Raw genomic sequence first — 25,234 nt, forward strand, 5'->3', positions numbered from 1 at the left:
CATCATTTTGATGATTACTCTACAAATAGTAGTGCTAGACGCACCTGGTCATAAGCCATTTTAGGCGTAGTCAATTCCACAATCGGACGCAGCTTAATAGAACCGTCATCATTAAAATGTTCCGAATTTTGACGCTTGGTCAAGCGTTTATAAATCTTGCGCACCTGCTCCACGACCTCTTCACCCGGATGGGCAACTGAAATATCCAGTCCCTGCTCTTTATGCAAACGTCCCAAATGATTGATGATGGTTGCCGGAGTCAAACCACGTTCAGTCGCGATATCGGCAATTTCATAGCCTTCTTCAAACAGTTCACGCGTTTCATCTAACGTTGCAGTGGCATAGCTTTGTTTTCCAGCATTCTTGGCAATTTTCTTCTCATTGCGCTGGATTTCAACTTCATTCAAAGTCCCGCCACAATGTCGGATAAAGGCTTTGTGCTGCGCAGTCAAATCGACATTTTCGAAATTCGCTTCGGCTTCATCAGAAAGTTCCTGAAAACGGCGATCGGCTTTAATCGCCAGACTATCGAGCTCCAAAGCCTGTTCATTAAAGCCTTTTAAACGTAAGCCATTTAAGCTTTTTAAACGGGACAAGGCGACATAGCCCTGGCCTTTTTCAAAGGTATGACTCAGATCAATTTCAGCGGCTTCCAAAGTCATGCCTTGTGATTTATGAATGGTAATCGCCCAAGCCAGACGCAATGGAATCTGCTGGAAACTGGCAATGGTTTTACCGGCCTCATTGTCTACCGACCAGGTTTCAGGCTCAACCACCAATGTAGTGCCATCGGTCAGTTTGACTTTAGGCAGCACACCATATTCATCATCTTCTTCAAAACTGATCACTTCGCCCAAACTGCCGTTGATATAACCCATATCAAAGTTGTTTTTCACAAACATGACTTTGGCATGTTTTTTCAGGGTTAAGGCTTCAGGCGCTCGCACTGACGATTTTAAAGTCTCGATCAGCTTTTCATTGCCATCACACTGCGCATCAAACTGGCGCGGATCATTGTCAATTTCATTCAGATGTTTAAAGTTAATACTGTCCACATCCATATTATGCGTATACAGGCGCGTATAGGTATCACCAATTTCTTGATGTCGCGTGGCCTGTAAAGCAGTGCGGTGTTCATGGCTAATCGCCTGCGCACGGATCGCATTCAGAATGTCATTCAAATAATCATTGCCCTGACGATGCTGCTCAGTTAGGTAGCAAACGCGAAACTTGGCTTCGACCCAGGCATCCGACATAAAGCAGAATTTGTCGCGGTTGCGCTCATCATTTTTACCGACTGGCGGTAACTGGAAAAAGTCCCCTGCTACAATCACCTGAATACCACCGAAAGCTTCATCACTTTCCTTGAAATATTTCAATACCTGATTGACCAGATTCAGCTGCTTGGCATGCAGCATTGAAATTTCGTCAATAATCAGGACTTGCGCATTTTCCAGATGTTCTTTTAAGTATTTGCGCTCTTTCATCCGCTTTAAGTCTTCTTCAGACAAAAAGTCTTTAATGCCAATGCCTGCCCAGGTATGAATAGTCATACCATTCATGTGTGTGGCTGCAATACCGGTCGATGCGGTAATCGCGACGGCGACCTTACGTGCCTTTAAATAATTAATATATTGATTCAGCGTATAGGTTTTTCCTGCACCGGCAGAACCGGTTAAAAAGACATTTTCTCCTGCTTTGAGTAACTTAAGGGCAGTTTCCTGTTTCATAAGAGCAATACCGTAAAAGAACGGCTATAGCCTAACGATTTTTAGCGGAAAAGTTAAGCGTCATGGAGGAAAACAAGCTGTATTGAACTGTCAGGCCTGCAAGTTGAGCCAGTTAATAAAATGCATGGCGATATTACTGTATTCAGCTTCTGCTTTCTGGTTATTCGGATATTCCAGCTGATCAAAAATCACCTGTCCATTCACTAATTGACACCCCAAGATCAAGGGTAGGCGCACAGCAGGATGAGACATACGAAAGGCCACATACTGCCCTTCCAAAATTTGCTGAGCATAGCTTGCCGCCAGACAGTTCCTGAAAATTTTAGATTCCTCTAAAATCCGATCCAAAGTTTTAAGTTCTTCAAAACGCCAGTTGAAATACAGTAAAAATGAAACCTGAGTGATTGGTGTCCAGTTCACCAGTGCGAACTGTTTTTTCAGCTTGGCGATCATTTCCTGCTTTTGAACCTGATCATGCCAGACGACCGCCTGATTAAACAAACTGGTCCAGCTCAGATTTTTCGGTATTTCTGTATGGCTGGAAAAATACTCTACCAGATAGTCACGCACATAACTGTCAAATAGCGACTCACGTACATGCCCGCTTTGCAAATAAAACAGCTGCCTGAACTCAGTAAAAGGAATGCGATAGCGGTGCAGAACATTATAGAAATCACGATTCTGCTGGCTTTGAGGCTGAATATACACCAGAACCTCATCGGGTAAATGCGCCGTAATTTTATATAAATGCTGCATATAAGCCTGCATCATCCGGCTCAAGTTCAGATAAACCTTTTTAGTCAGCTGATCATCCATTTTAACCACATTGCGCAGCAGCTCCATCCATTCGTCCAGATACAGAATTGAGGGACTAATCGCAATCCGTTGATCCTCAATTGATTGACGTGTGCCTTTTAATACCACCGCCTGATTATACTGATGCTGAAACCAGTCATGCTGGATTGCATATTCATGCATGCTATGAATAAACAGTCGCGCTGAGACATATTGAAAATATTGTAGAGTCGCCAGAATAATCTGTGGATGAATATGGTGGCTGTCTATAAAACTTAGGGCCGTTACTGCGACCCGCACACTGCTATGCTGGATATTATTACTGATCCAGTCCAGTACCTCGGCCGGTTGCTTGAAGATCCAATTCACGGCACGATGACAGTCAAATAGTGGCAATCGGGCTACTTTTTTCTGCCATAAATACGGATGATTTTCCAGGAAATTCCGTTTGGATAATAAATCATCCCGATGCCACACGTCCCGGTTCATCAATCGGACAAAACCGAGCAGATTACTTTGCTCCTCAGCATGCCGATATAGCAAACAGATATCATCAGTGTGATCTTTCAATTCATGCAGATTAAAGCGCTCTTCAAAAGACAGCGACATAATCCGGAACATCGCCGGAGGCAAAAACTGTGCGGCGCTAAAACAGAACTCATCCAGACTATCCATCAATGACTGGATCGAAAAGAATTCATCCTGCTGCAGGCACTCCAAAGAAAAAGCCTGTTGCAAGCTTTCAAGAATCTGCTGTGGAATCTCTTGTTCATTCTGAACAAAGTTTTGCATGATAGGTGTTGTATACAACCCGGCCTTGATCAGCTGGTGGTCGATAATCTCAGCCTGAACAACCGACATCTGTCGCAAAAATTCGGACACCCGTTCCGGGCCATTAACCCACGCATAAACCTGAGCCAGGATAAGCTGACGCAACTGTTTGGCTTTGTCGCGTAAATATAGCGAATGCTGCGGTTTTAAATCCCCGGTCAGGAAATAGATGTCCTGTAAAAAGAATTCCTCTAGCGCTTCTGCTTTGTACTTCTGGAAGTAAAAATGACTGTCGACCAAAGCAGGCGCAGTTCCAGAGTCTAATGCACGTGGAGTACAAAACTGGATATAAAACAGGCCATCCAGCAATTCAATCCGATGCTGATCCTGCTGAATTTTTATTAAATTTTGTGCATTCAGATGACCAATTATTGCCATCTGATCAAGATAAAGCTGGTTGAGCTCCAGAGAAATCCGTAAACATTGTTGTGCCAATAACCTTAAAGATGCTACCAAGCTTTCCTGTTCCATACGTACACCTCGGTCATCTTAGAATCATCTTATTTTTATATTGGATCATGCTGAGTCCTTGATCGCCAATCAGTGAACACTTAAAAATACATTATGGCATCACTTGCACTATAAAACCGTCCATGCATCCTCATTGCTAAAAATAGAACATTTCAATAGATCATAGCCTAGATTTTACAGGAAGAATTTTTCTTTTTTAGTCTTGCTGACGTAGCGCCTTAAGCTCGGCCAAGCCGGTATAAATATGTTGCTACAAGCTGTGTCGAAATGCAATCAGCTCTTCCTGAGTCTGAACCTGAGCAATCGATTGTCGCGGCATAAACTGAAAATAAAATGGCAGGCGTTTTGGGAATAATCGTTTAGGCAAAGATGGAATCACATCGCCCTGACGTAATAATTTATTGAGTTGTGGTACTTTGAGGAGTTTTTGAAAATATTTATGCTGGATGATCTTATTGGCATCAAAGCCAATCTCATAGACTTCATCCCCACCAAGCGCAGCAAAAGGGACAATATCATAGTTGAATTCCTGAGCCAGCTTTAAAAATCCGTAGCGTTGCTTCCAGATCAGTTGATACTGTTCACCCTGACGTTTGAGTACTTCGCGTCCACCTCCCGGAAAGACCAGAATAGAATAACCCTGCTGCATCACAGCACGTACATAATGCTGGATGCCATCAACTGCCCCAAACTTCTTCACGGCTTCACGCCATAAGGGCACATAAAAATGGCTATGATCCGCAATGCTGACCACAGCCACTTTATGTTCGTTATAGAGGTAATCAATCAGCATCGGCGAATCAAAGATGCCGTACATGGAATGATTACCGACATACATTGCAGGCCGACTGGCATCAATATATTCAGCCCCTAAAAAGGTAGGGGTAAAATATAATTTGGATAAGGCACTTAAGCGTCTAATCCATTGCCCATCATGTTTGACCTGCAAGCTGTCTGCTCCCTATCTACTCCGGATTATGCCACGCGTTTTTGGACCAGAATCGAACCTACTGAATAACCCGCACCAAATGAACACAACACGCCGTATTCACCATCTTCAACTTCATGTGCAGTACGATGCAAGGCAATGATCACCCCGGCAGAAGACGTGTTGGCAAACTCGTTCAGAATGATCGGTACCAGACCAGGTTTGGCATTTTCTTTACCAACCACCAGTTTCAGGATCAGTTCATTCATACTGGCATTGGCCTGGTGTAACCAGAAGCGTTTAACACCTGTCGGCTCAATCTGGTTCTTCTCCAGTTGCGCAGTAATCATTTTCGCAACCAGTGGACAGACTTCTTTAAATACCTTACGACCATCCTGACGGAAACGTTTGTCGTCAATGTCAGCATTTTCAGAAGTATTCAAGAAACCAAAGTTATTGCGGATGTTATTCGAGAACTGGGTAAACAACTCAGAATCCAGAATTTCAAAACCGGTTTTGCTGTCAGTATTTTCAATAATTGAAGCGGTTGCCACATCACCAAAAATAAAGTGACAATCACGTGAACGGAAATCGGTATGTGCAGAAGTAATTTCCACATTCACCAATAACACACGGCGCGCGCCAGCTTTGATCGCATCATAAGCCTGTTTCAGACCAAATGTTGCTGCCGAGCAGGCCACATTCATGTCATAGGCATAGCCTTTGATGCCTAAAGCAGTCTGAATTTCGATGGCGACAGCAGGATAAGCACGTTGCAAATTCGAGCATGACAAAATCACGATATCAATGTCTTCGGCAGTCACACCGGCATTTTCCATTGCCTGTTTGGCTGCAATTACGCCCCATTCTGCCTGCAGTGAAATTTCATCATCTGCACGTTCACGTAAATTTGGACGTAAGCGTTTTGGATCAAGAATACCTGATTTTTCTACGACATAACGGCGTTGTACGCCAGATGCTTTTTCAATAAAGTCTGCACTAGAACCACGACGCGCTTCAACTTCGCCTGCAGCGATTTTGTCAGCATTTTCGTGATTAAACAGTTCCACATAAGCATTTAAACTTTCAACTAATTCTTCATTGGTGATGACGTGTTCCGGATGGAATAAGCCCGTACCCGTAATGCGGATGCCCATGTAAAATTCCTTATCTGAATTACCTATATCTTAACTGATTCCAAGACGATCCCATACTTTTTGCAAGCGAGTTGGAGACACGGGTGCTTTTGTTTTCATCGGTTGTGAAAACAATGAGATTCTTAACTCCTCGACCATGAAATACAATTCTTTCAGGCGAGGGTCATCTTTAAACTTGAATAATTTTTCCATCCATTGATCAATTTGGTCAATGGCGGAATTGTCCCTTTGTAGATTATTGGGCAAGCGCTCTAAACGCAATATCAAGGCTTTTAAATAACGTGGAAATTCGCTCCACACATCGGAAGGTTTACGATATACAAAGTCAGAAAGGCTCATTAAATCAAGCTGATCTTCAATATCATTGATATTTTTTTCAAACACAGAATGGTCTAAAACCAATAATTTCCGGCGAATTTCCTGCCACTGGATGTAAATATCCGTGATCTCTTTCAGGGCAATTTGGCCATAAGTCAGGAAAGATTTTTTTACATCTTCAACTAGCTTTTGGAACTCTTGCGCATTGACAGGCAGCTCATTTATGGACATGTGTAGTGTGGCATAAACTAACATTTGTTCCAGTTGTGCCTTATCACCGAGTGGCGAATAAGCCAGCGCCAGAGGTTTGGAAATCTGTTTTTTCAACTGACGAGTCAAGTCTCCGAGTTGCATATGCACCAGTCGGATCACCCCTTCACGATGTTTTTTGATCGCTTCAGCCTGATCATTAAAAGTCTGGATCACTACACCCGATTCATCTTTCTGCTCCAGGGCAGCAAAAGCTTTGGTCGGAACCAGCGCCTGATACTGCTTGACCACGACACCGGTGACTTTTTGCGAGGCTTCAAATACGAAACTTTCCGGGAAGGTTTTAAATTCACCTTTAAGCTGTTTAACCGGACTATGCGTTTCAGTGCGGCAGCGTGCTTTCAGCTCCGCCAGATCACGCCCCTGTTCAATGACACGGCCTTTTTCATCAGTCACTTTAATAAATGGCAACAGATACTGATCGACCCGGTCAAAACTGAAATCTTTCTCAGTGATTTGATCACCACGCAACTGGAATGCCAAAAAACTAAAAATATGCTTCTGTAAATCCTGCGCATCTACTTTTGCCATGAGTTTTCGTGCAGTATCCGGAATCGGCACCAGATTACGGCGCTTGTCCTTCGGCAAAGCTTTTAGCAATGCTTCAATCAGATCCAGACGCCATCCCGGAATTCCCCATGACCAGATACCTTCATCGACCTGGGCCAAAGCTTGCAGTGGAATTTTAACTGTCGCGCCATCTTCATCATGACTCGGGTCAAAACGATAGGTTGCAGCCAGATGCAGGCTACCATTCTGCAAATAGTCTGGGAATTGCTGTGTCGTCGGACGGTCATTCAGCCACAGCGCATCATCATCAACAAATAAATAACGCGGATTCTGAGGCTCTACTGTGGCACGCCAGTCTTCAAAACTACGCCGGCTAGCCACTTCAGGCGGCACTTTCGAGGCATAGAACTGGTAAATGGTTTCTTCATCAACCACCAGATCACGACGGCGTAATTTGTCTTCTACTCGCTCGACTTCTTCCAGTTTAAGCAAGTTATGCTTTAAAAATGGTGGAGTAATGCCTAAATGCCCAGTGGTTAAAGCATCCCGCAAGAAAATTTCATGTGCGGCCGCCTGATCTACTTTTTCATAATTGATTGGGCGTTTCGGCTCAATAATCAGACCAAATAATGAAATCTGATCATAGGCATTCACCACACCGGCTTTTTTCGACCAGTGCGGTTCAAAATAATGATGCTTGAGCAGGTCACGCGCGGCCAGCAGAATCCATTCCGGCTCAATCTTGGCCAGGGTACGTAAATATACCTGAGAGGTTTCCACCATCTCAAAAGCCATCACCCACGGCGTATTGGTCTTGTGCAAGGTAGAAGCCGGGAAAATCCGTGCTTTTTGCTGACGCACCGCCATAAAAACATTACGCTCATCGGTCTTGTTGGCGATAAACGATAAGAGACCGGTCAACAAGGCACGGTGCAGATTTTCATAACTGGCTTTCTTTTCATTAAATGACAGTTTTAAACCCTTAGCCAACTCCACCAGCTGCTCATGAGTTTTCTTCCATTCACGCAGACGCAGCCAGCTCAGGAAGTGATTACGCGCAAAAGTACGGCGCTTATTTTCACTCATGCTTTCGCGGTTATTGTGCAGCGTCTCCCAGAGCTTGATATAGAACAGGAAATCAGAATCAGCTTCACGGAATAGTGCATGTTTCTGATCTGCCTGCATCTGCTTGTCCGCAGGGCGTTCACGCGGATCCTGAACTGCAAGCGCTGCCACAATCACCAGAACTTCGTTCAGCACGCCAAAATGTGCACCACCAAGAATCATGCGGGCCAGACGTGGATCGATCGGCATTTTCGCCATTTGCTGACCAATTTTGGTTAGTGCATCTCCCACCTTAACATTTCCCCCTTTTTTTAAGGGGGCAGAAGTTGCAGATTGAGATTGCTTTTCATCTGTAACTTCAGGGGAATTATCTTGAGAATGAGACGCTTTCTTTTCACTCATTGCCCCGAGTTCAATCAGCAATTTACGACCATCATTTACCAGACGATGATCTGGTGGCTCAATGAAATCGAAGTCTTCCAGTGAACCCAAGCCCAGACTTTGCATCTGCAAAATCACCGATGCCAGGTTGGTCCGTTTAATCTCCGGTTCAGTAAATTCAGGACGGCTCAGAAAATCATCTTCGCTATACAAACGGATACAGACACCCGGCGCTATACGGCCACAACGACCTTTACGTTGGTTCGCGGCTGCCTGAGAAACAGCTTCAATCGGCAGGCGTTGCACCCGTGAACGATAGTTATAACGTGAAATACGCGCAAAACCGCTATCAATTACATAACGGATATTCGGAACGGTTAAAGCCGTTTCTGCCACGTTGGTGGCAATAATAATGCGTCGCCCACCACCAGAAGGATTAAAGATTTTCTGCTGTTCAGCCAGCGCCAGACGCGCATATAAAGTTAATACTTCCGTATGGCGTGGCCCATGTTTGATCAGGGTTTCCTGTAGCTCGCGAATTTCCTGTTCAGTACTGGCAAAAATAAGGATGTCGGCATGTTCAGGATGGCCTTTTTCCTGTGCATCCTGAAAGCATTCTTCGACTGCTTTGACCACAGCGCGAGGCAGATTTTCTTCAAAGTCATCAAAGTCGTCATCATCACTACCGCCAATGCTCATTTCCGAGATCGGGCGATAACGTAGCTCGACTGGGAAACTGCGGCCTTCTACTTCAAAAATTGGTGCACCATTGAAGTAACTGCTAAAACGGTTTACATCCAGGGTTGCAGAAGTAATGATGACTTTCAGATCGGGACGACGCGGCAACAGTTGCTTCAGATAACCCATAATGAAGTCGATATTCAGTGAGCGTTCATGCGCTTCATCAATAATAATCGTGTCATATTTGGTCAGGTAGCGGTCATGCGTCAGTTCGGCCAGTAAAATACCGTCAGTCATCAAACGCACAATTGAGTCTTGTGAACCCTGTTCCGTAAAACGTACTTTAAAGGAAATTGATTCACCGAGTTTTTCGCCAACTTCTTCGGCAATACGCTGTGATACGCTACGGGCTGCCAGTCGACGCGGCTGGGTATGTCCGATCATTCCGGTCAGGCCACATCCAGCCAGCATAGCAATTTGCGGTAACTGGGTGGTTTTACCAGAACCGGTTTCGCCAGCCACAATAATCACCTGATGCTTTTGAATCGCGGCAATCAGCTTATCAGTGTACTGAGTAACCGGTAGATCCTGATTCAGCTTGATGTTCGGAAGACGTTCAAGCCGTTGCCGTACTTTCAGATTGGATTTTTCAAATAATTCCTGATACTGCTTGGCATCTGCGTCTTTCCCCTTTTTCAGTCGATTTAAACGGTGACGGTCACGCGCCATTATCCATTGATCTACATTTAAATGACTCTGCACAGAGAAAACACCCACATCAAAAAACAGGAAAGGTTTATTTTACTTGGTTCATTAGATTTCAGATAGTCGTAGTTCTGTTAAGTGCCGGACAAATTGGCTTTGGCTGCCTGATTTCCCTCAATTCAGCGCCATAAACCTATCAAAATATCTATATGACACGCTTGAATTTTCCTGAGTAGATTTAATCATCAGTTTAATTTTGAAATTGATATTTAAATTATTTTGCGGAAAACATGCTTTTTTCCTGATTCACCCTTGAATTTTTTGGTTTCAACATCATGTTTGCTAGCACGAGGAAAAAGAGATAATTTTGTCATCAGGCCATCATCTTGATGCTGCTGAATGAACAAAGCGATTTTGCCGAAGTGGCGCATTTTTACTTAATTCGGTTTTTCCGATGTTTGTAATGTAAAAATACCATTTTAGCATCAACCAAAATTTCGATACTCTTATTCAAAATCAAAGACTACCTCAATCATGGAGACAATGATGAGCTTAATTAATACTGAAGTTAAACCATTTAAAGCAACTGCATTCCAAAACGGCAAATTCATTGAAGTTACTGAAGCTGACCTGAAAGGCAAATGGTCTGTTGTATTCTTCTACCCAGCTGACTTCACTTTCGTTTGCCCGACTGAACTTGGTGACCTTGCTGACAACTACGCTGAATTCCAAAAACTAGGCGTTGAAATCTACTCAGTTTCTACTGACACGCATTTCACTCACAAAGCTTGGCACGATTCTTCAGAAGAAATCAAAAAAATCCAGTATGTAATGGTTGGTGATGCAAACTGGACTCTTGCTAAAAACTTTGACGTATTAATCGAAGCTGACGGCCTTGCTGATCGTGGTACTTTCGTGATCGATCCAGAAGGTAAAATCCAAATCGTTGAAATCAACGCTGGTGGTATCGGCCGTGACGCTCAAGAACTTCTTCGTAAAGTTAAAGCAGCTCAGTATGTACACGCTCACCCAGGCGAAGTTTGCCCAGCTAAATGGAAAGAAGGCGATGCAACTCTTGCTCCTTCAATCGACCTAGTAGGTAAAATCTAATTTTAATTAGATTGAACTGATTCAAAAAACCACGCTTTTTAGCGTGGTTTTTTATGGTTTAAGCTTTTATCTCAGCGCAATACGGGATTTTATTTTTTAAAATGATTTTGTTAGGACTTTAAATATTGCAGTCCTATTTTTTTCTTGATCCATCATATAAAAATTCAGGCATATCTTTTGCTTCGCTTTCTCATAATCCTTACCCATTCTTACAATTGAGCTATACATCTGCAGAGCCATATGGCATAAGTTCAAATGATAAGATAAGAAATATTCAGTGGAGGAACGCATATGCAAAAACTGCTTACCGTGATTTCTTGGAAATACAATCCCTCAAGCCGCCACCTGAAAATTGTATACAGTAATGGTCATACTGAACTGTATCATCCCGTACCTGAATTTATTTATGACAACCTGTTAAGACGCCAAGATAAAGCTGCATTTGTAGAAAAGTATCTCGAATATAATTTACATTTTAATAAAATTTGCATGGATTAGAGCGAATCAAATTAACGAAATCCCACCATCAGCAAACCTGCGCCTATGGGTACAGTACTCATGATAAAACGTGGGTCTTGCTGAATTAAGGCAATAAACTCTTCGACTTCTGCTGCATGTGAAATGACATTATCAACTACCAGTAACCCGCCCTTTGCTTTAAGTAATCGACTCAAATGTGGCCAGTAACTGACATAAGCATCTCGTTCAGCATCTAACAGGATAAAATCAAATATTTCCTTTTCTGCCTCCAGATAAACCTGAGCATCAATTACTTTAAAATTGATTAAATCTGCAAGATCTATTTCTGTCGCATATTGCTTTGCCTGAGCAACCCGTTCTGCATCAACTTCAAGAGTTGTAATCATGGCTTGAGTCTGCCGAGCCGCTTCTGCCAGCCATAAAGTGGAATAACCGGTAGAGGTGCCAATTTCCAGAATATTTTTGGATTGTTGCGCACGAATCAGCATAGATAAAAATCGGCCTGATTCTGGCTCTATATTGCGATATCGGTGCAGGCGATCTGCCTGTTTAAGGTCATGCCTATGAAATTTTTCATATAATTCTTGCATGAATCTTTCAAATTCATCTGAATTTTGCATCACTCTTCCCTGAGTCTGTTTGGCTTAAAGTGCCTGAATCAATTTAAAGCGTTCTACTTCACGATCATCGTGGGTAGTAATGGTCTCAGTGAACATCGTTAAAGGACGTACCCAAATTGAATAATCCCCATAAAGACATTGATAAACCACTAGCTTTTCTTCAGTTTCACTGTGCGTGGCAACATGAAACACCTGATAAAGCTGTCCCTTATAATGTTGATAAATACCGCGTTGTAATTCCATCATTCAAGTCTCAAATATCTTGTTTTAATCTTAGCTGAAAATCCTTATTCTTGCTCTAAACTACTTGAAAATTAATCTTTCACCCCCATATAGAACTTTGAAATTAATGATGAATTTTTCAATAAATCTGTAAATCCGATCAACAAGATAAAAACAAACTGTTTTACCTATTTATTCAATTCATTTAATATCTTGTTATCAAATAAACATTTACTCCTTTGGAGACGTTAGCAATGTTAGACCAAAATACTTCAGCTCAACTTAAAACCCTATTAGAACGCCTGGAAGGCCCAATTGAACTGGTCGCCACTCTGGATAGTTCTGACAAATCAGCCAAAATCCAGGAACTGGTGTCCGAGGTTGCTGCACTGTCTGATCTGGTGACTGCACGCTTTGACGGGAACAATGCACGTGCGCCAAGCTTTGGTATTGCTAAAGCTGGTGAAGAACCACGTGTATTCTTTGCAGGCTTGCCAATGGGCCATGAGTTCACTTCGCTGATTCTGGCATTGCTGCAAACTTCAGGTTATGCACCGAAAGTCTCTGATGAAGTGCTAGCGAATATCAAGAGCCTGGGTGTTCAATCTAACTTTGACGTGTTCGTATCATTAAGTTGCCATAACTGTCCGGATGTGGTTCAGGCACTCAACCTGATCGCCATCTATAACCCGGGCACTACAGCGACCATGATTGATGGTGCTTTCTTCCAGGAAGAAGTGGAAGAACGCAAGATCATGGCGGTGCCGATGGTATTCCAGGACAACCAGCATATTGGTCAGGGTCGTATGACACTGGAAGAAATTATCGCCAAGCTGGATAGCAATGCCGCTGCCAAAGATGCTGAAAAGCTGAATGCCAAAGACACCTTTGATGTCCTGGTGATTGGTGGTGGACCTGCAGGCAATACTTCAGCCATCTATGCAGCGCGTAAAGGCATTAAGACCGGGATCGTGGCGGAGCGCATGGGCGGTCAGGTCATGGATACCATGGACATTGAAAACTTTACGTCTGTACAGAAGACCCAAGGTCCTAAATTTGCAGCCGAGATGGAAGCCCACGTGCGTGAATATGGTGTCGACATCATGAACCTGCAACGTGTGTCTGATATCAAAGGGGCAGACGAAACGGCCAATGGTCTGGTGGAAGTGACTTTAGCGAATGGTGCCAAACTGGAATCTAAAACCGTGATTCTGTCGACCGGCGCACGCTGGAGAGAGATGAACGTTCCGGGTGAGCAGGAATATAAAACTCGTGGTGTAGCCTACTGCCCGCACTGTGATGGTCCTTTGTTCAAGGGTAAACGTGTTGCGGTCATCGGTGGCGGTAACTCGGGTGTCGAAGCGGCGATTGACCTGGCGGGGATTGTGGAGCATGTCACCCTGGTGGAGTTTGATACCAAATTGCGTGCGGATCAGGTGTTGCAAGACAAGCTGAACAGCTTGCCGAATACCACCGTGATCAAGAATGCCTTGTCGACTGAAGTGCTGGGTGATGGTTCACAGGTGACCGGTCTGAAATATAAAGACCGTGCGACTGATGAAGAGCATACGGTAGAACTTGCGGGGATCTTCGTGCAGATCGGTTTGTTGCCAAACACGGATTTCCTGAAAGAAACAGCTGTTGAGCTAACCAACCGTGGCGAGATTGTGATTAACGACCGCAACGAAACCAATGTGAAAGGCGTATTTGCTGCAGGTGACTGTACCACAGTGCCGTACAAGCAGATCATCATTGCCACCGGTGAAGGTGCCAAGGCATCACTGTCTGCTTTTGATTACATCATCCGTTCTGGGCAGTAAGTTTTAGACTAGCTCAAATAAAGCCCGCTTGATGCGGGCTTTATTATGTATATTTTCAAGAGAATTAACTCTTAATTCATTGATTATTATTTGATTAATGAAAATATTTCTTACATTTTAAGAAAATCCTACTGCTTGTGTAATGAATTTTTATACTCTATTGTCTCTATGTAATTATCAGCAATTGCTTATTGCAAGCTGATGCTGCTCTACCTATGATAAAAAACCAATTGAATCATCTTTCATGATCGAAGAATAAAAAGGATAACATCCTGGGAGAAGAACAATGCAGTATCAATATCATTGTGCTTGCTGCGAAAAAGTAGTCGACTCTACAGAAAAATCATGCTCAAACTGTGGCTCACATCATATTCGCAGCCCTTTTGGTTTCTGGATTTTTTGTCTTGTGGCCTGCCTCGTTACAGCAATCGTATTTAAAGTCGTGCATTTGTATGTGCAATCACAACAAGAAGTTCCTATACAACACTCTATACTGGATGTTTTAAAAGAAGAAGATAAAAGACTTCGCTAATTTCATGCATCTCACAGCAAAGACCTGTTAGTTCAAACAAGTCTTTTTATTACTCTTAAATAATTCAAATAGAGATGCGGAAAATAACCTCATCAAATCCAGCTTTGATTTACAATAGCTGTGGATTTGAATGAGAGATGTGCCATGGTTCAGTTAATTAAAAAAGGTGGATTGCGTGAGCGCGCTAACCGTAGTCGCAGTTATCAAGGCTCTGAAAATACTGAAACCACCTTAAAGCCTAATCGTTATCAAACGGCGGTTAAAACACCAGACAACTCAGCCTCTCCTGCCTCGACCTCACCAATATCTCCAGCATTAAATGAAGATGTACCACTTAATTCATCAGAATAAGTGCGTCATACCATAACCACAATGCAAATAGCAGAAATAGTCCGCCTGAAATCATATCAATATAACTCCCCGAACGCTGGTACAAGGTTTTAATTTTTGGTTGGGAAATCAACAGCATCAATAAAGCAAAGGTGATAAAGGTCTGCAAAGGAATAATCACTGCCAGCTGTGTTTTCAAATAATCTGAAGCAGATGAACTTAAGGCCAGTGAAAATACGCTACTAAAATAGATCAGTGTTTTGGGATTAGAAAGGTTGGTCCATAAGCCCAACATAAAATAGTTTTTAGCTTGCACCTGTCCATTTGTATCGTCGTCGGTCTGATGTTTATGTTTAAAGCTATGCACACCACCCTTTAACATGGCCCATCCCATTTTAGCCAGGAACACACCACCGAGCACCATCAATACCTGTTGAATCCATGGAAACTGGTCAATTAACACGGTAAAACCCGCAAGTGTCAGTATTACCCAAACCACGATACCGGCAGAGATCCCTGCAATAACTTTCAGGGCATTCTGGCGTGTGGTGGATGCGGCACTTTTGGCAATGAGCAAAACATCGGGACCGGGACTGAGTTGAGCAACAAAATGCAGGAGACAGATCGTAAAAAGCAGAGACATTAAAATCAGGTAAATTTATAAAAATATATTATAGCGTTTGTTCAAAGATATTAGAAAGTTCCAATAAAAAACCGAATCATCAGATTCGGCTTAAATAGAGTTTTTTAATAAAACAATTATTTCGGATTGATATCTTTCATTTCAATTTTTTTCGCCTCAGGTCTCACTTCACGTGCTTCACCATCAATAATGGTGGAATCGCCGCGACCTGATTGCTGATTTTGCATATCCTGCATTTGACGCATCATTTCGGCAAATGGATTCTGGCCTTGTGCCCCACCCATATCGCCCATCATGCCCCCCATCATTTTTTCCATCATGAGTTGCTGACGCTTCATCATCGCTTTCATTATGGCAGCCTTAAAAACCTGCTGAACCGCTGGAATGAGCATCAATACGGCCAATACGTCGGTAATCAATCCAGGAATAAGCAGAAAGAAACCTGCCAGAATTTTAGGTAAATTTCCTGTTAATGCAGGATCTGCACTCATCTGTCCCATCTGCATTTGCTGCATTTGTGGCATTACACCGGCCGAGTATTTACGGATCAGATTCATACCAATAAAAAATGCGGCCACAAACCAGAAAAATACGTACCACATGCTCCCGACGAGGTCACCCACGCCAATCCAGACAAATACTTCTAGGATTAAGCCTGCAAGGATAATAAGAAATAATTTCATGAAAATTAATCTAATCTCAGTAAAATAAATAATAGGATGCTGGAATCAACTGCTTCATCAGGATCAAGCTTTTTTGATACGCTTATGTAACAATATGGGCATTATTCTATTTTTAAAGTGCGGGCATGTCATTAATTATTGGGATTGACCCCGGTTCTCGTTTAACCGGTTACGGAATTATCGAAAAAGACGGCTCCAAACTGACTTTTGTTGATGCCGGCACCATCAGAACAGAAACGACAGAAATGCCTGAACGTTTAAAACGCATCTTTGCCGGGGTGGAGCGTATTGTAAAATTTTATGGCCCCACTGAAGCTGCGGTCGAACAAGTCTTTATGGCACAAAATCCGGATTCTGCCTTAAAACTCGGTCAGGCTCGTGGTGCTGCTGTTGCGGCATTGGTCAATCTGGATTTGAAAGTCGCTGAATATACTGCGCGCCAGATCAAGCAGTCGGTAGTGGGTTATGGCGCTGCCGATAAAGAACAGGTGCAGATGATGGTAATGAATATTCTAAAACTCAGCATCAAACCGCAACAGGATGCCGCCGATGCTTTAGCTGCTGCTATTTGTCATGCCCACGCCTCAGGCAGTATGAGTAAAATGGCGGTATTAAATGCGTTGGGTGGTATGGCACGCGGCCGGAGTCGCGTCAGTAGCCGTCGTCGATAAGGTTTAACGCAATATTATAAAGTCTTGAGCATCTAGCTCAGATTCCAGATACTCTTGAATAACCGCTTGTACGATTGCACGAGCAGGCCCTTTCCAACTTCGTGTAATCATTTCCTGAAGTTGGGAGTCTGTTCCAGCAATAACGGCCTCCACCTCACCTGTGCTCAAGTTCTTCACATATCCTTTCAGTCCAAGCGCCTGAGCCTGCTCGGCAAACCAGTAACGGTATCCGACTCCTTGAACTTGGCCTGAAATATTCAGTTTGATGACTGGCACACTATTCTCCTTAGCGATTCACGACCTGATAAATCGCATGTTTCATATCCTGTGCCTGCAAGCCACGTTCGCCATTTTTGGCCAGTTCATCACCTGCAAGTGCATGCAGCGTCACAATTTCATGCAAATAAATTTTTTGCGCAAATTGCGCCTTTAGACTGGCAATCATGCCGGCCAGCACATCCCCCATTCCGCCAGTTCCCATACCGGCATTCCCGGCATTGCAGATGTAAAGCCTTTCTTCCAGAATCAGGCTGCCTGAACCTTTTAGCACCCACTGTCCCTGATATTTTTGTTGCAGGGCATGAATGGCTGCAATCCGATCCATTTCAACTTCCGCAGTGCTACATGCTAGCAAAGTTGCAGCTTCTCCTGGATGTGGTGTGGCATAAGTCTGGGAATTCAAAACTTGAGGCTGCTTGGCCAGAAACCATAAGGCATCCGCATCCAAAACAACCTCCAGATCAGATTGCTGAGTCAGCTCAAACCAAGCTGTATATTGTTGCTCTGACCAAGAATCACGACCTAATCCCATGCCAAAACAGACTGCATCGACCTGCTGAATCAGTGCTTGGCGTTGCTCCTGAGTTAAAAGATTGATATCACGCAGCATGATATTCGGTGCACGTGACAAAATCGCAGTATGGTGTTTTGCATCACAGACGATCGTCACTTTACCTGCTCCGGCAGCAAATGCTGCCTCTGCTGCCATGATCACTGCCCCCCCCATATCGGCATGACCACCTACAACCAAGACATGACCATAACTGCCTTTATGACCAAAGGCTTCACGCTTCGGCAATTGAATCTGATGTGATGAAAGACAAGCAATTGGTTGAAGCTCAGTATCTGTCGGGATAGCAGAAATCAGTTCGATCTTGCCCGCATATTCTTTGCCTTGTCCGGTAAACAGTCCTGCCTTAAGCCCTAAACCCGTGAAAGTGTAGTCAGCTTTAATCGCAACAGGCAAAGGCTGGCCGGTATTGGCATCCAATCCACTCGGAATATCAATTGAGATTTTTAATCCAGTTTGCTGATTGATCGTTTGAATAACATTTTGCCAGTCAAAGTCCAGCTGACGGTTCAGACCAATTCCGAATAATGCATCGATATAGACCTCACATTCAGATTGAAAATCAAAATGCGAATAAGGCTGCAAGCCAGCTTGCTGAGCTTCCTGCACAGCCGATGCTAAATCTTTGGAATTACCCAACTCAACTGCATAAATATCAACACTGAAGCCCGCCTGTTTGAGATATTTGGCCACAAGATAGCCATCGCCGGCATTATTACCCTGACCACAGCAGACAGCGATTTTTTTTATTTTTTGCTGGGAAAATAAAGTGATCAGCCGCTGACTAATCCCCCAGGCGACTTGTTGCATTAAACCGTAGGAACTATTTTGCTGTTGAAACCAGCGCTGCTCCCATGCTTGTAGATCACGGCTATGGTAAACTTGTTGCTGCATTTCTTATTCCCTGTCTTTGGTTTATGGCAACTCCCGATTCTCAAGCGCAAATTAAAGTTTATCAACAAGATCCAGCTGAGCTAAAAGCATGGATTAAAGCGCAGGCTTTAGAATTGGGTTTTTCTGATTGTGTCATTGCCAAACCGGATGCTCAAGCAGAATTAGCACGCTTACAGGAATATCTGGATCGTGGTTATCATGGTGACATGAAGTTTCTGGAAGAGAATTTGGAAAAACGTGCCAATCCTACTTTGCTAGTTCCCGGCACACGCAGCATTATCTGTGTGCGTATGGATTATCTGGTCGAGGTACCAGAACCACGTTATATCTCTTATGCACCCAACTCTGCCATTATCGCGCGTTATGCCCGTGGCCGAGATTATCACAAAACCATGCGGGGTCGCCTGAAAACTCTGGCGACAAAAATCCGGGAAAAAGTCGGAGATTTTGAATCACGCCCATTTGCCGATTCTGCGCCCATTTTTGAAAAATCGCTGGCTGAAACTGCCGGTATGGGCTGGACAGGGAAACATACCTTGCTGATTCATAAAACATCAGGCTCATTCTTTGTTTTGGGTGAACTGTTTACTTCACTCGAACTGCCCTTTGATGAACCCGCGACTAAACATTGTGGCTCCTGTACCGCCTGTATCGACATCTGTCCGACTCAAGCGATTGTCGAACCGTACATGCTGGATGCACGACGCTGTATCGCCTATCTGACGATCGAATATAAAGGCATTATTCCAGAAGATTTACGACGCGGAATTGGCAACCGTGTTTTTGGTTGTGATGACTGCCAACTGATTTGTCCCTGGAACAGTTTTGCCCAAGTCACCTCGATAGAGGATTTTCATCCGCGTCATGGTCTGGATCAGATGAGTTTACTGGATTTATGGCAATGGGATGAAGCCACCTTTTTAAGTGCGACTGAAGGCAGCCCGATGCGTCGTACAGGTTATCAAAGCTTTATGCGCAATGTCGCCATTGGTTTGGGCAATGCGCCCTTTGATGGGCAGATTATTCAGGCTCTTCAGCAACAGCGTAATCAGCATGATGAAATTGTGCAGGTACATATCGATTGGGCCGTTCAAGAACAACTGGCAAAATCCAGCTAATTTTCTCTCACTATTGAAATATATTTCAACTTTACCTAGATTCACAGTTTCACTTAAAAGCCTTACACACCCGTGTTTCAGACTATGGCATAAATAAAAATAGTCAGAAATGAAGTGGAGGAAAGATGATGTCATCAAAAAATCCAAATCAAGAACTGCTTGAGCAGCTTCAGCATGACCAGCAGAAGCAACAACAACAGCAGCCGCAACATGGCCCGATTAATTCCCCAAAAAACAATCAGCATGAACAGGATCAGCGCGTGTTTAACAAGCAGCACCGTAGTGATCTGCATGGCCAGGATATTCATGGAAATCACAGTAATAAATAATCTGGCAACTGAAAAAATAAGCTCACCTCGTGTGGGCTTTGCCATTTATATAAGGTCATATTTTGCTAGTGAAGCAAAAGCTTATTTTTATTAAGATGAACCGAATGATAAATAAGCACAGATAGGGAAAGAGATGAACAGTAGTGATGCGGTACGTAATGATTGGTCACGTGAAGAAATACAAGCTCTATATCAACAGCCTTTAATGGATTTAGTGTTCCAGGCGCAACAGGTTCATCGTGAACATTTCACTGCGAATACCGTTCAGGTGAGCACCCTGCTTTCGATTAAAACCGGTAAATGTCCTGAAGACTGTAAATACTGTTCACAATCAGCGCATTATGATTCCAAACTGGAAGCTGAAAAACGCATTGCAGTCGATAAAGTGATTCAGGAAGCCAAACAGGCGCTGGCATCAGGCAGTTCACGCTTTTGTATGGGGGCTGCATGGCGCAACCCGCATGAACGCGATATGCCTTATGTGCTGGAAATGGTACGTGAAGTTAAAGCACTCGGTCTGGAAACCTGCATGACACTGGGGATGCTAAATGGATCACAGGCTGAACGCTTGAAAGATGCAGGACTGGATTATTACAACCATAATCTGGACACTTCTCGTGAATACTATTCACATATCATCAGCACGCGTAGCTTTGATGATCGTCTGGATACTCTGGATCATGTGCGTCAAGCTGGTATGAAAGTCTGTAGTGGCGGTATTGTGGGTCTGGGCGAAAGTCGTGATGACCGGATTGGTTTGTTATATGAGCTTGCAACTCTGGTAATTCATCCTGAATCTGTGCCGATTAATATGTTAGTGCCGATTGAAGGTACACCGATGGCAGATGTAGAAAAACTGGATGTGATTGAGTGGATTCGTACCATTGCAGTAGCACGGTTGTTGATGCCTAAAAGCTATATTCGCCTTTCTGCAGGGCGTGAATCCTTAAGCGATTCGGATCAGGCTTTGGCATTTATGGCTGGTGCCAATTCTATTTTCTCTGGTGAAAAACTGCTGACGACCCCTAATACATCCCAAGGTCGAGATCAGCAACTTTTTGCAAAATTAGGTTTAGTTGCAGAACAGCCAAAACCGAGTGTTCGCAGTCTGGCTACAGATGCCATGGCAAGCTAACAACTGTTTAACTTGATGAACTTGCAGAAAAGTTATGTGCAGTAATTAAAATACCATAACGGGTATTCAGATAATCTCCGACTCGGATTTGATCTACTCCATTAGCATGATGCACCATCAGCGCTTGCGTGACTGCATCATAACTAAAGGAGTCATAACTATCTTGATGCAGGCTGAGCCAGTGCAGCGTATCTGCCAGCTTGCTGTCTACGATATAGGTATCTGCATGAAAATCTTTACTCATATGCCTGTTCATCGTGATGAAATTTCCCTTTAATTTTAACGGAAATTAGCCCATAACAAGCATAAAAAAAGTGAGCCATTGCTCACTTTTCTTGCAAAAACTTTAATCCTTATTCGTACCGCACTTACGACACTCCCTGTGTTCCCCGATCTCTTGCATTTGCTCATACTCATAAATATGCAAACAAAACAATTTTCTTAAAAGCTGAAGCATCATTGAAACTCCTGTTTAATCATTTTTTTAATACGCTTCTTAAGATATTCCGTCCTGAAACATCATGATTTTTGACTAAAAAATCATCTCATATTAATTAGCATAATTTTTTCAGTTGTAAAATGCATTTCATCTACTTTTCACTTTTTTTGCAGATATTCTTTGAACTACATCACAATTATTTCATAAATATGAACTTTTTTTTTGATTAAAGAAGATGTTTATGGAATTTAGATAACAAAAGTAATATCTGAGGGAGATGCTTTTTTATTAAGCTGGTAACGAAGAATCTTTATTGAAAGGCAAACTAGAAAAGTTCATTATCAGTGGAGGCAACCCATTTTAAGTCCTTCGAGATAAGAACGACGATCAATTAAGTGAATTGCTTACTTCAGATTTCATAATATCCAAAAACAAAAAACCCCTTACGATTAATGCACGTAAGGGGTTGTTTTATATGGTGGGCCCAGACAGACTTGAACTGTCGACCAACGGATTATGAGTCCGCTGCTCTAACCAACTGAGCTATAGGCCCTATATGCTGAAAACTTTATTTATCAATAAGTTCAGGCGTCATGAATACTAGCTAAGATTTTTTGGAAAGACAAGTGCTTTTATAACTGCTTGAACATTTAGGCAGCAATCATAAGCGACTAGTCTTAGCCAAAATTTCACTTACTTAAGACTTCAGTATAGGAGGCGTATAGAAAAATGAGATACATGCTGCATCATTTAAGACAAATGAGCCTGTCATCTTGAATTTAATCCGGTCTACTAAGGGTAAAACTGATAGATTTAAGGTCTTAGTATATCTATAAGGTATTAAAATTCTTTATTGCTCAGGCAGCACTGTTAAAGGAATAGCCTTGAGCTCAAGAAGATAGAATGACTAGAATTCAGACTTCATTTCTTCGTCTTTATGTAAATCCTGCTTAATTTCGATCAAAGACCATACAATTATAAGCGCAAAAATCAATAAGGAGACTACGAAGGCTGTCATGTACGTCATACTTTTCAATCTCAGAGTAGAAAGAATAAGAAAATAGAAAAGACCTGTATCAGTCTTTTTCTTCGACAAAAGTCTAATAACTAAAGTGTGCTCTGGATAGTCATTTTTTCATCATTTTAAGACTTTTTTTGTATCTACTAATATTTTTAAGATATTAATATTATTTTATTTATATATATTAACTCTTAATCTTGCAGCTTAAAAAGATGAATAAATCATAGATTTTTACATTATTCGCTGATTTTATTGGAAAGCCTATTGACTGTATGGGCGAACAAGATGAAATTATGCAGTTCTCTACATACAGCTTTTACTTATCTGTGCTTATGCTAAATAAATTCCTTGGCGAATCTGCATTTAAACTTGCAGGTTGGCAATATCATGTCGAACCAGATGTGCTTGAAGATAAACAGGTTATTATTGGATTTGAACATACCTCAATGATGGATGCGGTACTGTCAATTGCTCTGTTCCAGATTTACGACCTCAAGGTTCATACCTTAATCAAAAAAGAATTATTTAAAGGACCTTTCAAACCGCTATTAAACGCTGTGGGTGGTATTCCGGTTGACCGCAAGGCCAGTAAAGATATCGTGACCCAGATGGTGGAACATTTTCAGAACAATGAAAAGTTCAATCTGGTCATTGCTCCCGAAGCGACACGAGCCAAACAGGGTGAAGCACGCAAACCGATCCGTACCGGTTTCTGGCATATTGCCAAGGCTGCCAATGTACCGATCGTGTTGTTATACGCCAATTCCAGAACCAAGCAAGGTGGCATTCTTGGCAAGATCTATCCGACAGACCTTGCGCATGACCTGGCTTTGATCAAACAACTGTATAAAGATAAGGTTGGTCTGGATATCGTTATTCCAGAATAAGCTTCTCTAAAAGCACTGACATGAACAGAAATCCTACTGTTCATGTCTTGTTCATCTACTTATATAAATGTATAAAAACAAAATCAGAAATGCCCCATCCTATTTCCACTCTTTCTTAATTTAGCGCTTTTTTTTGCTTTTATCCTGAAATCTCAAATCCAGACACTTTTTTTTAAAAAAACGCTTATGGTAGAATTTCGGCATTCTGATAGGCATACAGCCAATCTACAAGGAGCATAGTTCGCATGGCGGGTCATTCCAAGTGGGCCAATATTAAGCATCGCAAAGCAAAACAAGATGCGAGTCGTGGTAAAGTTTTTACCAAATACATTCGTGAATTAACCACTGCTGCAAAGCTTGGTGGTCCAGATACTGCAAGCAACCCTCGTCTACGTGCTGTGGTTGAAAAAGCATTATCAGTGAATATGACACGTGACGTGATCAACCGTGCCATTCAACGTGGTGCTGGTGGCGAAGATAACGACGACCTGAAAGAAGTGACCTACGAAGGTTATGGTGTAGGTGGTGTTGCGGTTATTGTTGAAACCATGACTGACAACTTGAACCGTACTGTGCCTGACGTACGTCATTGCTTCTCTAAAACTGATGGTAACTTAGGCACCAATGGTTCGGTGGCATTCCTGTTCACGAAACGTGGTGAGATCACTTTTGAAGATGTGTCTTTGGAAGATCAAATCATGGAAGTGGCATTAGAAGCAGGTGCTGAAGACATCGAAGTCACTGAAGATGATATCTTGGTCATTACCACACCTGAAGCCTTCGGTGAAGTTCAAGATGCTTTAACTGCTGCAGGTTTAAAATCTGACAATGCTGAAGTAGTGATGAGTCCTTCAACCAAAGCAGAAATCACAGACATCGATCAAGCAAAAAAAATCATGAAAATGATTGATATGCTTGAAGATCTGGATGATGTACAAAACGTGTATACCAACGTTGAATTCTCAGATGCCGTTTTAGCAGAACTTGATGCTTAAATATTTTTGATTCAAAAAACGCACCTTAGGGTGCGTTTTTTATGGCTGTCTCTCACCCTCGCCTTTGATTAAACTTTATTGAGTAATCCGCTACAGTTAAAGACATTATATTCTTTAATGACAAAGCTTGAATGCAGTGCAACCACATGCTCAATTTTTCCAATCCGCTTGAGCAGGATTTCACTATAATTCTCCATATCCCGCGCCACGACTTCGACAATAAAGTCTGCGGACTGACCGGTGACCAAAAAGGCATTAATCACTTCGGGAATACTTTCCAGTTCTTCCAGAAATTTGGCAAAAGTATCGCTATCATGTTTGCTTAAGGATACCTGTAGCAGCACATGCAGGCTGAAACCTAATTTCTGGTAATTGATTTCACGTTTTAAGCCACTGATAATATTATGATCGATTAAGTGTTTGATCCTACGATGCACCGAACTGACAGATAAATTCACCCGCTCGGACAGTTCATTCAGATTGACATCTTCATGGGTCAATATTTCTAGAATATGTTTATCGAAACGATCCAGTTCCATTTTTATACTCTTATATCAATAATCAATAGATGCAGAAAATTTTGCGCCATCTCTGTTATACAATATTTATTTAT

At 42.6% G+C, this 25,234-nt stretch carries 24 protein-coding genes and 1 tRNA gene; 11 read left to right on the plus strand and 14 right to left on the minus strand.

The genetic code is table 11. The features are described 5' to 3' along the window. Nucleotides 1-14: 14 nt before the first annotated feature. From NI464_RS01600 to NI464_RS01620, 5 genes are all read right to left on the minus strand, one after another. Entirely contained in the window at nt 15-1,730 is a 1,716-nt protein-coding gene (locus NI464_RS01600; protein WP_004278911.1) for an AAA family ATPase, read from the minus strand. Nucleotides 1,731-1,820: 90 nt separating this feature from the next. Beyond that, on the minus strand, nt 1,821-3,827 hold the full coding sequence (locus NI464_RS01605) for a hypothetical protein (protein ID WP_004278912.1): 2,007 nt from the start codon (nt 3,825-3,827) through the stop codon (nt 1,821-1,823). A gap of 250 nt (nt 3,828-4,077) precedes the next feature. Beyond that, nucleotides 4,078-4,776 carry a 1-acyl-sn-glycerol-3-phosphate acyltransferase gene (locus tag NI464_RS01610; protein ID WP_253137649.1) on the minus strand — a complete coding sequence of 233 codons (699 nt, stop codon included), beginning with the start codon at nt 4,774-4,776 and terminating at the stop codon, nt 4,078-4,080. Between the two features lie 26 nt (nt 4,777-4,802). Then, on the minus strand, nt 4,803-5,912 hold the full coding sequence (locus tag NI464_RS01615; protein ID WP_004278914.1) for a beta-ketoacyl-ACP synthase III: 1,110 nt from the start codon (nt 5,910-5,912) through the stop codon (nt 4,803-4,805). 30 nt (nt 5,913-5,942) lie between these two features. Then, nucleotides 5,943-9,899 carry a DUF3418 domain-containing protein gene (locus NI464_RS01620; RefSeq protein WP_253137650.1) on the minus strand — a complete coding sequence of 1,319 codons (3,957 nt, stop codon included), beginning with the start codon at nt 9,897-9,899 and terminating at the stop codon, nt 5,943-5,945. Nucleotides 9,900-10,388: 489 nt separating this feature from the next. On the opposite strand from NI464_RS01620, the gene ahpC reads away from it, so the two are divergent. Together ahpC and NI464_RS01630 are read left to right on the plus strand one after the other, a co-directional pair. Continuing rightward, a complete protein-coding gene (gene ahpC, locus NI464_RS01625) occupies nt 10,389-10,952 on the plus strand; it encodes an alkyl hydroperoxide reductase subunit C (protein WP_004278916.1) in 564 nt (187 codons plus the stop codon). Nucleotides 10,953-11,243: 291 nt separating this feature from the next. Continuing rightward, complete coding sequence (locus tag NI464_RS01630) at nt 11,244-11,450, plus strand: KTSC domain-containing protein (RefSeq protein WP_004278917.1); 207 nt, start codon at nt 11,244-11,246, stop codon at nt 11,448-11,450. Nucleotides 11,451-11,461: 11 nt separating this feature from the next. Here NI464_RS01630 and NI464_RS01635 read toward each other — a convergent pair whose 3' ends face one another. Both NI464_RS01635 and NI464_RS01640 read right to left on the minus strand, forming a co-directional pair. Beyond that, nucleotides 11,462-12,052, minus strand: coding sequence for an O-methyltransferase (locus NI464_RS01635; RefSeq protein WP_004278918.1), 591 nt, complete (start codon nt 12,050-12,052; stop codon nt 11,462-11,464). A 24-nt stretch (nt 12,053-12,076) separates the two neighbouring features. After that, a complete protein-coding gene (locus NI464_RS01640) occupies nt 12,077-12,295 on the minus strand; it encodes a DUF1653 domain-containing protein (protein WP_004278919.1) in 219 nt (72 codons plus the stop codon). 233 nt (nt 12,296-12,528) lie between these two features. Here NI464_RS01640 and ahpF point away from each other — a divergent pair, with 233 nt between their 5' ends. From ahpF to NI464_RS01655, 3 genes are all read left to right on the plus strand, one after another. Then, nucleotides 12,529-14,094 carry an alkyl hydroperoxide reductase subunit F gene (gene ahpF / locus NI464_RS01645; protein ID WP_004278920.1) on the plus strand — a complete coding sequence of 522 codons (1,566 nt, stop codon included), beginning with the start codon at nt 12,529-12,531 and terminating at the stop codon, nt 14,092-14,094. A 286-nt stretch (nt 14,095-14,380) separates the two neighbouring features. Further along, nucleotides 14,381-14,626, plus strand: coding sequence for a hypothetical protein (locus tag NI464_RS01650; RefSeq protein WP_004278921.1), 246 nt, complete (start codon nt 14,381-14,383; stop codon nt 14,624-14,626). Between the two features lie 144 nt (nt 14,627-14,770). Next, nucleotides 14,771-14,977, plus strand: coding sequence for a hypothetical protein (locus tag NI464_RS01655; protein ID WP_004731506.1), 207 nt, complete (start codon nt 14,771-14,773; stop codon nt 14,975-14,977). Here NI464_RS01655 and NI464_RS01660 read toward each other — a convergent pair. Further along, complete coding sequence (locus tag NI464_RS01660) at nt 14,961-15,599, minus strand: LysE family transporter (protein ID WP_253137651.1); 639 nt, start codon at nt 15,597-15,599, stop codon at nt 14,961-14,963. The two genes, NI464_RS01655 and NI464_RS01660, sit on opposite strands and share 17 nt — an antisense overlap. Nucleotides 15,600-15,715: 116 nt before the next feature. Next, nucleotides 15,716-16,282, minus strand: a complete 567-nt coding sequence (locus NI464_RS01665) for an FxsA family protein (RefSeq protein ID WP_004278924.1) — start codon at nt 16,280-16,282, stop codon at nt 15,716-15,718. Nucleotides 16,283-16,407: 125 nt separating this feature from the next. On the opposite strand from NI464_RS01665, the gene ruvC reads away from it, so the two are divergent. Further along, nucleotides 16,408-16,953 carry a crossover junction endodeoxyribonuclease RuvC gene (gene ruvC, locus NI464_RS01670; protein ID WP_004278925.1) on the plus strand — a complete coding sequence of 182 codons (546 nt, stop codon included), beginning with the start codon at nt 16,408-16,410 and terminating at the stop codon, nt 16,951-16,953. A 3-nt stretch (nt 16,954-16,956) separates the two neighbouring features. Here ruvC and NI464_RS01675 read toward each other — a convergent pair whose 3' ends face one another. Both NI464_RS01675 and NI464_RS01680 read right to left on the minus strand, forming a co-directional pair. Then, nucleotides 16,957-17,229, minus strand: a complete 273-nt coding sequence (locus NI464_RS01675; protein ID WP_004278926.1) for an acylphosphatase — start codon at nt 17,227-17,229, stop codon at nt 16,957-16,959. A gap of 10 nt (nt 17,230-17,239) precedes the next feature. Further along, entirely contained in the window at nt 17,240-18,697 is a 1,458-nt protein-coding gene (locus NI464_RS01680; RefSeq protein WP_004731509.1) for a bifunctional ADP-dependent NAD(P)H-hydrate dehydratase/NAD(P)H-hydrate epimerase, read from the minus strand. A gap of 23 nt (nt 18,698-18,720) precedes the next feature. Here NI464_RS01680 and queG point away from each other — a divergent pair, with 23 nt between their 5' ends. The 3 genes from queG to bioB all read left to right on the plus strand — a co-directional run bounded on the left by queG (nt 18,721) and on the right by bioB (nt 21,279). Next, nucleotides 18,721-19,815, plus strand: coding sequence for a tRNA epoxyqueuosine(34) reductase QueG (gene queG / locus NI464_RS01685; protein ID WP_004731511.1), 1,095 nt, complete (start codon nt 18,721-18,723; stop codon nt 19,813-19,815). A gap of 125 nt (nt 19,816-19,940) precedes the next feature. Continuing rightward, complete coding sequence (locus tag NI464_RS01690; RefSeq protein WP_004278929.1) at nt 19,941-20,144, plus strand: hypothetical protein; 204 nt, start codon at nt 19,941-19,943, stop codon at nt 20,142-20,144. Between the two features lie 133 nt (nt 20,145-20,277). Next, nucleotides 20,278-21,279: a biotin synthase BioB gene (bioB, locus tag NI464_RS01695; protein WP_004731515.1), complete on the plus strand. Its 1,002-nt coding sequence runs from the start codon at nt 20,278-20,280 to the stop codon at nt 21,277-21,279. Nucleotides 21,280-21,286: 7 nt separating this feature from the next. On the opposite strand, the gene NI464_RS01700 is transcribed toward bioB, so the two are convergent. Together NI464_RS01700 and NI464_RS01705 are read right to left on the minus strand one after the other, a co-directional pair. Beyond that, complete coding sequence (locus NI464_RS01700) at nt 21,287-21,523, minus strand: hypothetical protein (protein ID WP_017397818.1); 237 nt, start codon at nt 21,521-21,523, stop codon at nt 21,287-21,289. A 671-nt stretch (nt 21,524-22,194) separates the two neighbouring features. Beyond that, nucleotides 22,195-22,271, minus strand: a tRNA-Ile gene (locus NI464_RS01705). A gap of 800 nt (nt 22,272-23,071) precedes the next feature. Between NI464_RS01705 and NI464_RS01710 the strand changes: the two genes are divergently transcribed. Both NI464_RS01710 and NI464_RS01715 read left to right on the plus strand, forming a co-directional pair. Beyond that, nucleotides 23,072-23,626 (plus strand): 1-acyl-sn-glycerol-3-phosphate acyltransferase, encoded by a 555-nt coding sequence (locus NI464_RS01710; RefSeq protein WP_026056524.1) that lies wholly within the window; start codon nt 23,072-23,074, stop codon nt 23,624-23,626. Between the two features lie 245 nt (nt 23,627-23,871). After that, nucleotides 23,872-24,621 carry a YebC/PmpR family DNA-binding transcriptional regulator gene (locus NI464_RS01715; RefSeq protein ID WP_004645516.1) on the plus strand — a complete coding sequence of 250 codons (750 nt, stop codon included), beginning with the start codon at nt 23,872-23,874 and terminating at the stop codon, nt 24,619-24,621. A 68-nt stretch (nt 24,622-24,689) separates the two neighbouring features. On the opposite strand, the gene NI464_RS01720 is transcribed toward NI464_RS01715, so the two are convergent. After that, nucleotides 24,690-25,160: an Lrp/AsnC family transcriptional regulator gene (locus tag NI464_RS01720; RefSeq protein WP_004645518.1), complete on the minus strand. Its 471-nt coding sequence runs from the start codon at nt 25,158-25,160 to the stop codon at nt 24,690-24,692. Nucleotides 25,161-25,234: the final 74 nt, after the last annotated feature.

The sequence above is a fragment of the Acinetobacter lwoffii genome (genome assembly GCF_024129685.1).
Classification (GTDB): Bacteria; Pseudomonadota; Gammaproteobacteria; order Pseudomonadales; family Moraxellaceae; genus Acinetobacter; species Acinetobacter lwoffii_X.